Below are 13,686 nucleotides of genomic sequence, written 5' to 3' on the forward strand. Positions count from 1 at the left end.
GGCGCGTTGAGGAGCATACGGACTGTCAGGGCGGTGGCTGGGCCATTGTGGGGAACCCGGGGTGGAGCAGGCGTGGCACAGTTGTTCCCGGGGGCGGCCGCCAACACGGTGGTGTTCGCCCACCTGACCGGCGTGCGGTGAAGCCTCCACCCGCCCCGCCCGCTCCACCCGCTCCACCCGCCCCGCCCGGGGGGTCAGTAGGACTTGGGCAGGCCCAGGGTGTGCTGGGCGACGAAGTTCAGCACCATCTCCCGGCTCACCGGGGCGACCCGGCCGACCCTGGTGGCGGCCAGCAGCGCGCCCAGGCCGTACTCCTGGGTGAGGCCGTTGCCCCCGAGGGTCTGCACCGCCTGGTCGACGGTCCGGGCGGCGGCCTCCCCGGCGGCGTACTTGGCCATGTTGGCGGCCTCCCCGGCTGCCATGTCCTCGCCCGCGTCATAGAGCAGCCCGGCCTTCTGGGTCATCAGCCGGGCCAGCTCGATCTCCACCGCGCACTGGGCCAGCGGGTGCGCCAGGCCCTGGTGGGCGCCGATCGGGGTGGACCAGACGGTACGGGTCTTGGCGTACTCCACCGCCTTGCCGAGCGCCTGGCGGGCCAGGCCGAGGGAGAAGGCGGCGGTCAGGATGCGCTCCGGGTTGAGGCCGGCGAACAGCTGGAGCAGGCCGGCGTTCTCGTCCCCGACCAGGGCGTCGGCGGGCAGCCGGACGTCGTCCAGGAAGACCTGGAACTGCTTCTCGGGGGCGACGAGTTCCATCGGGATCGCCCGGTATTCGAAACCGGGGGTCTCGCGCGGGACGACGAACAGGCAGGGCTTGAGCTTGCCGGTCCGTGCGTCCTCGGTGCGGGCGACGAACAGCACCGCGTCCGAGTGGTCGATGCCGGAGACGAACACCTTGCGGCCGGTCAGCAGCCAGTCCTCGCCGTCCCGGCGGGCGACGGTGGAGATCCGGTGCGAGTTGCTGCCGGCGTCCGACTCGGTGATGCCGAAGGCCATCTTGCGGCTGCCGTCGGCCAGTCCGGGCAGCCAGCGCCGCTTCTGCTCCCCGGTGCCGTACCGGGCTATCACCGTGCCGCAGATCGCCGGGGAGACGATCAGCATCAGCAACGGGCACCCGGCGGTGCCCAGTTCCTCCAGGACGATGGCGAGGTCGCTGATGCCGCCGCCCCCGCCGCCGTACTCGGCGGGCAGGTTGACGCCCAGGTAGCCGGCCTTGCCGGCGTCCGCCCACAGCTCCTCGGCGGGTTCGCCGGCCCGGGCCTTGGCGAGGTAGTAGGCGGAGCCGTAGCGGCGGCCGAGGTCACCGACGGCCTTGCGCAGGGCGGTGCGTTCGGGCGTTTCGAGGAGCTGACTGCCGATGGCCGACATGCGGGTCCTTCCTCTGTTCGGATTTCGGGGGCGTGCTCGGGCGGCTCAGGGTGTCGTCGAGCGTTCCGGGGGTGCTCAGGCTTCTTCGGGGGTGCTCAGGCCTCTTCGGGGGACTTGACGACGGCGAGCAGGGCGCCGAGCCGCACCTGCTGACCGGGGGCGACGCGCAGTTCGACCAGGGTGCCGTCGGCGGGGGCGGTGACGCGGTGCTCCATCTTCATCGCCTCCAGCACCAGCAGCGGTTGGCCCGCCGTGACGGTGTCGCCGACGGCCGCGGTGGTGCGCAGGACGGTCCCGGGCATCGGGGCGAGCAGCGCGCCGGGGTCGGTCCGGGCGGTGGGGTCGGGGAAGCGCGGCAGGGCGATGAGCGCGGTGCTGCCGGTCGGGGCGTCCACGTACACCTGCTCGCCGTAGCGGGCGACGTCGTAGCGGCGCCGGACCTCGCCCTCGCGCAGCACCACGTGGCCGGGCCGGGCCTCGACCAGTTCGACGTCCGGGTGGTCCGCGGCCTCCAGGCCGGCCCTGGTACGGCGGTAGCGGACCTCGAACTCGGCTCCGTCCGCGGCCCGGTAGCGCTTGGACTGGGGCTGGGAGGGAAGGTTGCGCCAGCCGGAGGGCAGCGCGCCGTCGCGGCCGGCCGCGTCGGCGAGGGCGGCGGCCAGGGCGGCCCGGCTCGGGCCGGCGGAGTCGGGGGCGGTCAGCTCGGCCGCGTGCTCGGTGAGGAAGCCGGTGTGCACCCGCCCGGCCAGGAAGGCCGGGTGCCGCAGTGCCCGGACCAGCAGCTCCCGGTTGGTGGCGGGTCCGTGGATCCGGGCCCGGGCCAGCGCGTCGGCCAGCCGGCGGGCCGCCGCGGCGCGGGTCGGCGCCCGGACGATCACCTTGGCGAGCATCGCGTCGTAGTGCGGGGTGATCTCGCTGCCGGACTCCACGCCGGAGTCCAGCCGCAGCCCGGTACCGGTGAACTCCTGGTGCTCCGAGGTCAGTTCGAGACGGTGCAGGGTGCCGGTGGCGGGCTGCCAGTCCTTGGCCGGGTTCTCCGCGTACAGCCGGGCCTCGATCGCGTGGCCGGTGGCCGGCGGCGGGACGGCTGAGGGCAGCTTCTCCCCCTCGGCGACGGCCAGTTGGAACGCGACCAGGTCCAGGCCGGTGACCGCCTCGGTGACCGGGTGCTCCACCTGCAGCCGGGTGTTCATCTCCAGGAAGTAGAACCGGCCGTCCTCGGCGAGCAGGAACTCCGCGGTGCCGGCGCCGCGGTAGCCGATCGCCCGGGCCGCCTCCACCGCCGCCGCGTGCAGCTCGGCCCGCAGCCGCGGCGGCAGCCCGGGCGCCGGGGCCTCCTCGATCACCTTCTGGTGCCGCCGCTGCACCGAGCAGTCGCGGTCGCCCACCGCCCACACCGTGCCGTGGGCGTCGGCCAGCAGCTGCACCTCCACGTGCCGGCCGGTGGGCAGGTAGCGCTCGCAGAACACCTCGTCGGAGCCGAAGGCCTTGGCGGCCTCGGCCCGGGCGGCCGCCAGCTCGGCCGGGAGGTCAGCCAGCCGCCGGACCACCCGCATGCCCCGGCCGCCACCGCCCGCCGCCGCCTTCACCAGCACCGGCAGGTCCGCCTCGGTCGGCTCGGCAAGCGCCGCCAGCACGGGCACCCCGGCCTCGGCCATCAGCCGCTTGGCGGCGGTCTTGGAGCCCATCGCGGCGATCGCGGCCGGCGGCGGGCCCACCCACACCAGGCCCGCGTCCTGCACGGCGCGCGCGAACTCGGCGCTCTCGGAGAGGAATCCGTACCCCGGGTGGACGGCGTCCGCTCCGGCCCGGAGAGCCGCCCGGACGATCAGCTCGCCGCGCAGATAGGTATCGGCGGGCGCGGCGCCGGGCAGCCGGACGGCCGCGTCGGCCTCCCGCACGTGCGGGGCGCCGGCGTCCGGGTCGGAGTGGACGGCGGTGGTCGCGATGCCCAGCTCCCGGCAGGTGCGGAACACCCGGCGGGCGATCTCGCCGCGGTTGGCGACCAGCAGATTGGTGATCATCATCTGGGGTTCCCCTACATCCGGAAGACGCCGTAGCCACGCGCGCCCTCGACCGGCGCGTTGTGGATCGCGGACAGGCACAGGCCCAGCACCGTACGGGTGTCGCGCGGGTCGATCACGCCGTCGTCGTACAGCCGGCCGGACAGGAAGACCGGCAGCGACTCCGCCTCGATCTGCTGCTCGACCATCGCCCGGATCGCCGCGTCGGCGTCCTCGTCGTACGGCTGCCCCTTCGCGGCGGCCGACTGGCGGGCCACGATCGACAGCACCCCGGCGAGCTGCTGCGGGCCCATCACCGCGGACTTGGCGCTCGGCCAGGAGAACAGGAAGCGCGGCTCGTAGGCCCGGCCGCACATGCCGTAGTGGCCGGCCCCGTAGGAGGCGCCCAGCAGCACCGACAGGTGCGGCACCCTGGAGTTGGCCACGGCGTTGATCATCATCGCGCCGTGCTTGATGATGCCGCCCTGCTCGTAGTCCCGGCCGACCATGTAGCCGGTGGTGTTGTGCAGGAACAGCAGCGGGGTGTTCCGCTGGTTGGCCAACTGGATGAACTGGGCGGCCTTCTGGGACTCCGCGCTGAACAGCACGCCCTGGGCGTTGGCCAGGACGCCCACCGGGTACCCGTGCAGCCGGGCCCAGCCGGTGGCCAGACTGGTGCCGTAGAGCGGCTTGAACTCGTCGAAGTCGGAGCCGTCGACGATCCGGGCGATCACCTCGCGCGGGTCGAAGGGCACCTTGAGGTCGCCGGGGACGATGCCCAGCAGCTCCTCCTCGTCGTACCGGGGCGGCTCGGCGAGCCGGTCCGGGCCCGGGCCCGCCTTGCGGTGGTCCAGCCTGGCGACGATCCGGCGGGCGATCCGCAGCGCGTCCGCCTCGTCCACCGCGAAGTGGTCGGCCAGGCCGGAGGTACGGGCGTGCATCTCGGCGCCGCCCAGCGACTCGTCGTCGGCCTCCTCGCCGGTGGCCATCCTCACCAGCGGCGGGCCGCCGAGGAACACCTTGGCGCGCTCCCTGACCAGCACGGTGTGGTCCGACATGCCCGGCACGTAGGCGCCGCCGGCCGTCGAGTTGCCGAACACCACGGCCACCGTGGGGATCCCGGCCGCGGACAGCCGGGTAAGGTCGCGGAACAGGGCACCGCCGGGGATGAAGATCTCCTTCTGGCTGGGCAGGTCCGCCCCGCCGGACTCCACTAGATTGACCAGCGGGAGCCGGTTGTGCAGCGCGATCTCGTTGGCCCGCAGGGCCTTTCGCAGCGTCCACGGATTACTGGCGCCGCCGCGCACCGTCGGGTCGTTGGCGGTGATGACGCACTCCACGCCCTCGATCACCCCGATCCCGGTCACCAGCGCGGCGCCCACCGGGTGGTCGCTGCCCCAGGCGGCCAGCGGGGACAGCTCCAGGAACGGCGAGTCCTGGTCCACCAGCAGCTCGATCCGCTCCCTGGCCAGCAGCTTGCCCCGCTTCCGGTGTCGCTCAACGTACTTGGGCCCGCCGCCGGCCAGCGCCTTGGCGTGCTCGGCGTCCAGCTCCGCCAACTTGGCGATCATCGCGGCACGGTGCTCCGCGTACTCGGCCCCGGCCGGGTCGACGCGGGTGGGCAGGGCGGTCACAACAGAACCTCCGGAATGTCGAGGTGGCGCGAACGCAGCCACTCCCCCAGGGCCTTCGCCTGGGGGTCGAAGCGGTGCTGGGCGGCGACGCCCTCGCCGAGCAGGCCGGTGAGGGTGAAGTTGACCGCCCTGAGGTTCGGCAACAGGTGCCGGATGACGGGCAACTCGGCCGCCTCCGGCAGAAGTTCGCGCAGCCGGTGGACGGTGAGGGCGTGCGCCAGCCAGCGCCAGCCGTCCTCGGTGCGGGCCCAGAGGCCCAGGTTGGCGTCACCGCCCTTGTCTCCGCTGCGGGCGCCGAGCACCAGGCCGAGCGGGGCGCGGCGGGTCGGTCCGGGGGGCAGGGGCTCGGGCAACTCCTCCGACACGGCGGCCGATTGGGAGGTCACTGGGGCCGGTGGGACGGCGATCCGGCGGCCGTCCGGCAGCACCGCGGTGTGCTCGACCAGCTTGGCGTCCACCTGCGCCGCGGTGAACACCCCGTACGGTGCCCCCGGGCCGGGCGGGGCGGTGAGATGGAAGCCCGGATACCCGGCAAGGCCCAACTCCACGGCTGCCTTGCCGAGTTCGCGGCCGACCTTGGCCGGATCCCGGTCCCGGGCGGTCAGCCGGAGCAGGGCCGAGGCGGCCTCCTCGGTATCGGCGCCCGGGTGGTCGGTGCGAGCGAGCGTCCAGCGCAGCTCGGCCGGGCCGGCCCCGGGCGGCAGGGCGGCCGCGAACTGGCGTTGCACCAGGGCGGCCTTGGCCTCGATGTCCAGGCCGGTGAGGACGAAGACCACCTCGTTGCGGTGGCCGCCGAGGCGGTTGAGGCCGACCTTGAGGGTGGGCGGCGGGGCCTCGCCGCGCACCCCGTCGATCCGCACCCGGTCCGGTCCCTCCTCGGCGAGCCGGACGGTGTCCAGCCGGGCGGTCACATCGGGGCCGAGGTAGTGCGGTCCGCCGGTCTCGTACAGGAGTTGGGCGGTGACGGTGCCGACGGTGACGGCCCCGCCGGTGCCCGGGTGCTTGGTGATCACGCTGGAGCCGTCGGGGTGCAGCTCGGCCAGCGGGAAACCCGGGTGGTCCACGTCGTGCTCGCGGAAGAAGGCGTAGTTGCCCCCGGTGGCCTGCGCCCCGCACTCCAGGACGTGCCCGGCCACCACCGCCCCGGCCAGGGCGTCCAGATCGGCGGCGGTCCAGCCGAAGTGGGCGATCGCCGGGCCGGCCACCAGCGCGGCGTCCGTCACCCGGCCGGTGACCACCACGTCCGCGCCCTCGGCCAGGCAGGCGGCGATGCCGAAGCCGCCGAGGTAGGCGTTGGCCGCCAACAGGTGCTCGGGCAGACCGAGTTCGGCGCGGCGCGGCAGCAGGTCGTCCCCCTCGACGTGGGCGACGGCCGTCGGGACGCCCAGCCGCTGCGCCAACTCCCGCAACCGCTCGGCGAGTCGGGCCGGGTTGAGACCGCCCGCGTTCACCACGATCCGTACGCCCCGCTCCCGGGCCAGCCCGAGGCACTCCTCCATCTGCCGCAGGAACGTCCGGGCGTACCCGAGCGACGGGTCCTTCAGTCGGTCCCGGGCCAGGATCAGCATGGTCAGCTCAGCGAGGTAGTCCCCGGTGAGCACGTCCAGCGGCCCGCCCGTGAGCATCTCCCGCACCGCCGCGAAGCGGTCCCCGTAGAACCCCGAGGCATTGCCGATCCGCAGTACCGAGCTCGCGCGCGCCAATGCGCCTCCCCTGCCGGTGGGTTGGCGGCACCCCGCACGCGGGCCGCCGGGCAGCAGCGTGGCACCGGCCGAAGAAAAAAGCAATCATGCCTGCTTGTTTCTTCACGCCTTTCTTGACGCCTTTCTTCACGCGGCTGTGACTGGAAGTGCTAGGTGGCGGTTGGAACCGATAGGTGGCGGCTCCCCAACCTGTATACGGTGAGCGACTGAGCCTCGGCCCTGGTCACGGGCGTGGAGCTGGGCACCATCCACATGGATGCCGATCTCCCCGATGGGTCCGCTGGCATGAGCCGCCGACTCAGCCGAGCCCGGTGTGCTGAGCGCTCCCCGACAGGGGCACCTGACATAGGGTCCTGCCGATAATCCTTGAGGAGGACCACGTGCACCCGAGCGTTGCCAAGCTGATCGAGTTGATGCCTCCCCGGCCAGGGGCAGGAGATGCCATCGACTGGGACCACGTTGCCGAGCACACAGGCAAGCGGTTCCCTTCTGACTACCGAGACTTCGTCGCCCACTACGGCGCCGGCTCCCTCAACAACTCCTTCTGGGTCGGAATCCCGATCGACGATGAGCCAGGCCCCTGGGCGCCCTCAACCCTCACCTCACTGACGGAGCATGGATTCGGGCTCCTCCGCCTGAAGCCCGGAGACGACCCAGACCTCACAGAACGCATCTCCTGGGCGACGGACTCCTCAGCCAACCATGCCTTCTGGGACACGGCCGACCCCGACCCGGACAGCTGGCCGGTGCTCGTCCTCGCGCGCTATGGCGACTGGTTCCCCTACAACGGCGGCATGGCCGACTTCCTCGTCGACCTGATCACCAACCCCGACGAGATGCGGATGGGCGTCATGGCAGCGGAGGAGCCGGTCTTCAGCTTCATCCACTGGCGCGAGGAGCAACGTCTCCGCGAGGCGGGTGAAGACCCTTGGACCCACCTCGACTGACCGCGATCAGTAACCGCCGGTACTCCCGCACCCACCAACCATCGATCAAGACATTGACGCTGGAAAGTGGACCGCCAGCTCAGGCGCTGGTCGGGCAGACGCATGCGGACGAGATGATCGAGCCGGCCACCCCGCATCTGGTGGAGGACCTCTTCCACCGGGACCGGTCGAGCCGGGGCCCGTCAAAAGGCGGATGTCCCGGTGCTGAAGCTCTGGGGGCATCCGCCCACATCTGGACCGCCAACTATCGCTTCCAGAAATCGCCAACTACCACTTCCAGCTCACGCAACCACCTGCACGAACCGCAAGCCCGCCCGCCGACTACGACTCCCAGTCACAGCGGCGGCCGGAGATGCGGACATCGATGCCCTCCGGCAGGGCCGGGTCGGTAGGGTTTCCGGCACGCAGTTCATCGAGAGACGGGAGATCATCGTGACCGAGTCGTTGCCCGCAGGTGCGCACTTCCGGATATCGCGTGCCACCTTCGACCCGGGCCGGTTCGAAGAGGTCGACGCGATGAACACCAGGACCTCGGAGTACCTGATCCCGGCCGTCCGGCGGCTGCCGGGGCTCATCCACTTCTACGCGGGCGTCTCGCCGGAGGGCTCGGCCGTCCACGTCAGCGTCTGGGACTCGGAGGAGCACGCGGCGCAGCTGGACCACCTGAAGGAGATGGTCGTCGACGCGCGAGCGGAGGCGGAGGCGGTCGGCGTGACGTTCACCCCGATCGTCAACTACCCGGTCGGCTGGACCATCTGACGCTCCCGGCGGGGCACGGCGGAGACGGGGCGGGGCGAAGTCGCGGCGGAGCGGCCACCGGGCCGCGCGCCGGATATCCGGTGCGGTCACGGCGGGTGCACGGATAGCCTCGGCGGCATGGCCTGGCTTCCTGCTGACTTCGTCCACCCCGTCCATGTGCCGCTGCTCGGCGGGGCGTACCACCTGCGGCCGATCCGGGAGGCGGACGCGCCGATGGACTATCCAGCCGTGATGGGGTCGCGGGAGCGACTGTTCGGGATCTTCGGGCCGGCCTGGGGGTGGCCGGCGGAGACCATGACGGCCGAGGCCAACCGGGTGGACCTGGCGCGGCACGAGCGGGAGATCGCCGCGCACCAGTCGTTCAACTACGTGCTGCTGGACGGCGCGGAGACGGCGGTGCGCGGGTGCGTGTACCTCGACCCGCCGGAGCGGGCCGGGGCGGACGGGGAGATCGCCTGGTGGGTGGTGGACGAGCTGGTCGGCAGCGAGGTGGAGGAGGCGCTGGACGCGCTGGTGCCGCGGTGGATCGCCGCCGACTGGCCGTTCCGGCAACCGCGGTTCCTGGGCCGCGACCTCAGCTGGGAGGAGTGGCTGGCCCTGCCGGAGGCCCGGAATGACTGATCGCGCGCTGAGCTTCGGGCCGGTCGCGGAGGCCTACGAGCGGTACCGGCCCGGGTACCCCGCGGAACTCTTCGACCTGGTCGCGGGGTACGCGGGTGGGCCGCCGCGGACCGCCCTGGAGATCGGCGCCGGCACCGGCAAGGCCACCCGGCTTTTCGCCGGGCGTGGCGTGGCCGTCACCGCGACCGAACCGGACGGCGCGATGCTCGCCGAACTGCGCCGGCACGCCCCGGGGAACGTCCGGACGCTGCGGGCGGCCTTCGAGGAGCTGCCCCCGGACGGGCCGTACGACCTGGTGTACGCAGCCGCCGCGCTGCACTGGACCCAGCCGGCGGGCCGGTGCCGACGGATGGCCGAACTACTGCGCCCCGGAGGCGTGTTCGCCAACATCGGCGGCCCCGTGGAGGTCGCCGATCCGGCGGTGGCGAAGGCCGTCCGGGCGGCCCGGGCGCCGTTCCTGGAGAGCGACGACGTGCCCTCCCCGGACGGGACGCCGCCGGAGCGGGAGTTGCAGTGGCCGGGCACCGAGCTGGCGCGCTCCGAGCACTTCGACGACGTCAGACAGACCGTACTGGTACGGCAGTTGACGGTGACCGCGGCGGAGTACGTCGGCCATCTGTCGACCGTCTCGGCCTATCTCGTCCTGCCGGAGTCCGCCCGGGCGGAGGTGCTGCGCCGGATCCTGGCCGCACTGCCGGAGCGCGTCCGACTGGACGCGGACATCACCGTTCACCTCGCGCGGCGCCGCTGATTCGTGGCTTCTGCCAGTACAGGCGGCCCTCGGCGCTGCGGAAGACTTCCCGTCAGATCGTCAGACACGGGAGGAGCGCACGATGGGCGTGCAGCAGTACGACGGGATCGGCGAGGCGTTCGAGGGCTTCAAGGCCCTGCCACTAACGCGTTTCGGGGAGGTGCCGAGCTTCCTCGCCATGGTCGGGGACGTGCGCGGCAAGGCGGTCCTCGACCTGGCCTGCGGGACGGGCTTCTACAGCCGCGAGGTCCGGCGGCGCGGTGCGACGGAGGTGCTCGGGGTCGACATCTCCACCGAGATGATCGCCGCCGCGGAGTCGTTCGAGCAGCGCGAGCCGCTGGGGGTGCGCTACGAGGTCGGCGACGTGGCCGAACTGCGTCCGCTGGAGCGGAAGTTCGATGTGGCATTGGCAGTGCAGTGCCTCAACTACGCGGAGGACCGCGCGTCGCTGGACCGGATGTGTCGCAACATCCACCGCAGCCTGGTGCCGGGCGGGGAGCTCTACGTCTTCGCCCAGAAGCCGGACTACGCCTTCGACTGCGCGTCCCTGGAGCAGTACGGGTTCCGCTGCGAGCCGACTGGTGACCACGTCGAGACCGGCCCGCGAGTGAAGGTCACCGCGCTGCTCGACCCACAGCCGATCAGCATCCTCGGCACGGTCCCGCGCCGCGAGGTCTACCAGGAGTCGCTGAGCGAGGCCGGGTTCTCCGAGCTGGAGTGGGTGCCGCTCGGGATCTCCGAGGAGGGCCTGCGCGAGTACGGCGAGGACTTCTGGGCGGACGTGCTCGCCCACCCACCGCTGGAGATGCTCCGCTGCCGCGCCTGAGCGGCGCACGGGGGGCGCGCCTGAGCGGCCACGCCCGAGCACCGCAGCGCGGCCACGCGTGACCATCGACCCCGGGGAGCGGAGACCACCTCCGCCGCTCCCCGGGGTCGATCAGTTTTCGAGAAGCGCCCGCCCGGGGGCCGCGCCTAGCGTTGCCGTCATGAACGACATCAGCATTCACTGGACCTTCCTCCCGCACACCGACCCGGAGGCCTCGCTCGCCTTCTACCGCGACCTGCTGGGCTTCGAGGTCCGCCAGGACGTCGGCGGCGGCCCGATGCGGTGGATCACCGTCGGGCCCGCCGGCCAGCCGAGCGTGTCCCTGGTGCTGGAGCCGCCGTTCGCGGACCCGGGCATCACCGAGGACGAGCGGCGTACCATCACCGAGATGATGGCCAAGGGAACGTACGCCAGGGTGGTGCTCGCCACCGCCGACCTGGACGGGGTGTTCGACCGGCTGAAGTCCGGCGGCGCCGAGCTCGTCCAGGAGCCGACCCTCCAGCCGTACGGCGTCCGCGACTGCGCCTTCCGCGACCCGGCGGGCAACATGGTCCGCTTCAACGAAGTGCGCTGACCCCGCCCCGGCCCGCCCCGGCCGGGGCGGGCCCACCGAACAGCCCCCACCCACCCGAGACACCACCCACCGGTACGCCACCCACCGAACCGCCAGAGAGACACGGAGCGAAGACCACGATGGCCGAGCCGCACGCCGCCGACAGCCACGACCTGATCCGCGTGCACGGGGCACGCGAGAACAACCTCAAGGACGTCAGCGTCGACCTCCCCAAGCGCCGGCTGACGGTGTTCACCGGGGTGTCCGGCTCCGGCAAGAGCTCGCTGGTCTTCGACACCGTCGCCGCCGAGTCCCAGCGGCTGATCAACGAGACCTACAGCGCCTTCGTCCAGGGCTTCATGCCCACCCTGGCGCGCCCCGAGGTGGACGTCCTGGAGGGGCTGACCACCGCGATCATCGTCGACCAGCAGCGGATGGCCGCCGACCCGCGCTCCACCGTCGGCACCGCGACCGACGCCAACGCGATGCTGCGCATCCTGTTCAGCCGGCTCGGCACCCCGCACATCGGCTCCCCCAAGGCCTTCTCCTTCAACGTCCCCTCGATCAGCGGCGCCGGCGCGGTGACCGTGGAGCGCGGCGGCAAGACGGTCAAGGAGCGGCGCAGCTTCAGCATCACCGGCGGCATGTGCCCGCGCTGCGAGGGCCGCGGCAGCGTCTCCGACATCGACCTCACCCAGCTGTACGACGAGGGCAAGTCGATCGCCGAGGGCGCCATCACCATCCCCGGTTGGAAGGTGGACAGCTGGTGGACCGTCGGCGTGTACGCCAACTCGGGCTTCCTCGACCCGGACAAGCCGATCCGCGAGTACACCGAGAAGGAGCTCCAGGACTTCCTGTACCGGGAGCCCACCAAGGTCAAGGTCAACGGGGTCAACCTCACCTACGAGGGCCTGATCCCCAAGATCCAGAAGTCCATGCTGTCCAAGGACAAGGAGGCGATGCAGCCGCACATCCGCGCCTTCGTGGAGCGCGCCGTCACCTTCACCGCCTGCCCGGACTGCGAGGGCACCCGGCTGAGCGGGGCCGCCCGCTCGTCCAGGATCGCCGGCATCAGCATCGCCGACGCCTGCGCGATGCAGATCAGCGACCTGGCGGACTGGGTCCGCGCACTGGACGAGCCCTCGGTGGCGCCGCTGCTCTCCGCGCTCCGGCAGGCGCTGGACGCCTTCGTGGAGATCGGCCTCGGCTACCTCTCCCTCGACCGGCCGTCCGGCACCCTGTCCGGCGGCGAGGCGCAGCGGGTCAAGATGATCCGCCACCTGGGCTCCTCGCTCACCGACACCACGTACGTCTTCGACGAGCCCACCACCGGGCTGCACCCGCACGACATCAGCCGGATGAACGACCTGCTGCTGCGGCTGCGGGACAAGGGCAACACGGTGCTGGTGGTGGAGCACAAGCCGCAGACCATCGCGATCGCCGACCACGTGGTGGACCTCGGCCCCGGGGCGGGCGCGGCCGGCGGCTCGGTGTGCTTCGAGGGCAGCGTGGCCGGGCTGCGCGAGAGCGGTACGGTCACCGGCCGCCACCTGGCGGACCGGACGGCGCTGCGCGAGTCCGTGCGCAAGCCCACCGGGACGCTGGCGATCCGCGGCGCGAACAGCCACAACCTGCGGGACGTGGACGTGGACGTCCCGCTCGGGGTGCTGACTGTGGTGACCGGCGTGGCCGGCTCCGGGAAGAGCTCGCTGATCCACGGCTCGCTGTGTCGACGGTCGGGGGCGGCCGCCGAGGGCGTGGTCTCGGTCGACCAGGGCGCCATCAAGGGCTCCCGGCGCAGCAACCCGGCCACCTACACCGGGCTGCTCGACCCGATCCGCAAGGCCTTCGCCAAGGCGAACGACGTCAAGCCGGCCCTGTTCAGCGCCAACTCGGAGGGTGCCTGCCCGACCTGCAACGGCGCGGGCGTGGTCTACACCGACCTGGCGATGATGGCCGGAGTGGCCAGCACCTGCGAGGACTGCGAGGGCAAGCGCTTCCAGGCCTCGGTGCTGGAGTACCGGCTGGGCGGCCGGGACATCAGCGAGGTGCTGGCGATGCCGGTGACCGAGGCGAAGGAGTTCTTCGGGGACGGGGAGGCGAAGCTGCCGGCCGCGCACCGGATCCTGGAGCGGCTCGCCGACGTCGGCCTCGGGTACCTCAGCCTCGGCCAGCCGCTGACCACGCTGTCCGGCGGTGAGCGGCAGCGGCTGAAGCTGGCCACCCACATGGCGGACAAGGGCGGGGTCTACGTCCTGGACGAGCCGACCACCGGGCTGCACCTGGCGGACGTCGAGCAGCTGCTCGGCCTGCTGGACCGGCTGGTGGACTCCGGCAAGTCGGTGATCGTGATCGAGCACCACCTGGCGGTCATGGCGCACGCGGACTGGATCATCGACCTCGGTCCGGGCGCCGGGCACGACGGCGGTCGGGTGGTCTTCGAGGGCACCCCGGCCGAGCTGGTCGCGGCCCGCTCGACGCTGACCGGCGAGCACCTGGCGGAGTACGTGACCGGCTGAGCC

The 13,686-nt window shown here is 72.3% G+C and carries 11 protein-coding genes; 7 read left to right on the forward strand and 4 right to left on the reverse strand.

The genetic code is table 11. The features are described 5' to 3' along the window. Positions 1 to 194 precede the first annotated feature (194 nt). The 4 genes from ACZ7BZ_RS11235 to ACZ7BZ_RS11250 all read right to left on the reverse strand — a co-directional run bounded on the left by ACZ7BZ_RS11235 (position 195) and on the right by ACZ7BZ_RS11250 (position 6,707). Positions 195 to 1,367, reverse strand: a complete 1,173-nt coding sequence (locus tag ACZ7BZ_RS11235) for an acyl-CoA dehydrogenase family protein (protein ID WP_470358137.1) — start codon at positions 1,365 to 1,367, stop codon at positions 195 to 197. Between the two features lie 95 nt (positions 1,368 to 1,462). Then, positions 1,463 to 3,391: an acetyl/propionyl/methylcrotonyl-CoA carboxylase subunit alpha gene (locus tag ACZ7BZ_RS11240; protein WP_470358271.1), complete on the reverse strand. Its 1,929-nt coding sequence runs from the start codon at positions 3,389 to 3,391 to the stop codon at positions 1,463 to 1,465. A gap of 14 nt (positions 3,392 to 3,405) precedes the next feature. Beyond that, a complete protein-coding gene (locus ACZ7BZ_RS11245; protein ID WP_380455010.1) occupies positions 3,406 to 5,004 on the reverse strand; it encodes an acyl-CoA carboxylase subunit beta in 1,599 nt (532 codons plus the stop codon). Further along, positions 5,001 to 6,707 carry an acyclic terpene utilization AtuA family protein gene (locus tag ACZ7BZ_RS11250; protein WP_470358138.1) on the reverse strand — a complete coding sequence of 569 codons (1,707 nt, stop codon included), beginning with the start codon at positions 6,705 to 6,707 and terminating at the stop codon, positions 5,001 to 5,003. Before ACZ7BZ_RS11250 ends, ACZ7BZ_RS11245 begins: the two co-directional genes overlap by 4 nt. A 380-nt stretch (positions 6,708 to 7,087) precedes the next feature. Between ACZ7BZ_RS11250 and ACZ7BZ_RS11255 the strand changes: the two genes are divergently transcribed. The 7 genes from ACZ7BZ_RS11255 to ACZ7BZ_RS11285 all read left to right on the forward strand — a co-directional run bounded on the left by ACZ7BZ_RS11255 (position 7,088) and on the right by ACZ7BZ_RS11285 (position 13,683). Then, on the forward strand, positions 7,088 to 7,654 hold the full coding sequence (locus ACZ7BZ_RS11255) for an SMI1/KNR4 family protein (protein ID WP_470358139.1): 567 nt from the start codon (positions 7,088 to 7,090) through the stop codon (positions 7,652 to 7,654). A 432-nt stretch (positions 7,655 to 8,086) separates the two neighbouring features. Beyond that, complete coding sequence (locus ACZ7BZ_RS11260) at positions 8,087 to 8,413, forward strand: hypothetical protein (RefSeq protein WP_380459754.1); 327 nt, start codon at positions 8,087 to 8,089, stop codon at positions 8,411 to 8,413. Between the two features lie 117 nt (positions 8,414 to 8,530). Continuing rightward, positions 8,531 to 9,034: an N-acetyltransferase gene (locus ACZ7BZ_RS11265; protein WP_470358140.1), complete on the forward strand. Its 504-nt coding sequence runs from the start codon at positions 8,531 to 8,533 to the stop codon at positions 9,032 to 9,034. Beyond that, positions 9,027 to 9,785: a class I SAM-dependent methyltransferase gene (locus ACZ7BZ_RS11270; RefSeq protein WP_470358141.1), complete on the forward strand. Its 759-nt coding sequence runs from the start codon at positions 9,027 to 9,029 to the stop codon at positions 9,783 to 9,785. The genes ACZ7BZ_RS11265 and ACZ7BZ_RS11270 overlap by 8 nt, the downstream gene beginning before the upstream one ends. 82 nt (positions 9,786 to 9,867) lie before the next feature. Next, positions 9,868 to 10,611, forward strand: coding sequence for a class I SAM-dependent methyltransferase (locus ACZ7BZ_RS11275; RefSeq protein ID WP_470358142.1), 744 nt, complete (start codon positions 9,868 to 9,870; stop codon positions 10,609 to 10,611). A 160-nt stretch (positions 10,612 to 10,771) separates the two neighbouring features. Then, entirely contained in the window at positions 10,772 to 11,185 is a 414-nt protein-coding gene (locus ACZ7BZ_RS11280) for a VOC family protein (RefSeq protein ID WP_188309428.1), read from the forward strand. 119 nt (positions 11,186 to 11,304) lie between these two features. Beyond that, positions 11,305 to 13,683, forward strand: a complete 2,379-nt coding sequence (locus ACZ7BZ_RS11285) for an ATP-binding cassette domain-containing protein (RefSeq protein WP_470358143.1) — start codon at positions 11,305 to 11,307, stop codon at positions 13,681 to 13,683. Positions 13,684 to 13,686 lie beyond the last annotated feature (3 nt).

This window comes from Kitasatospora sp. NPDC036934, assembly GCF_055608425.1.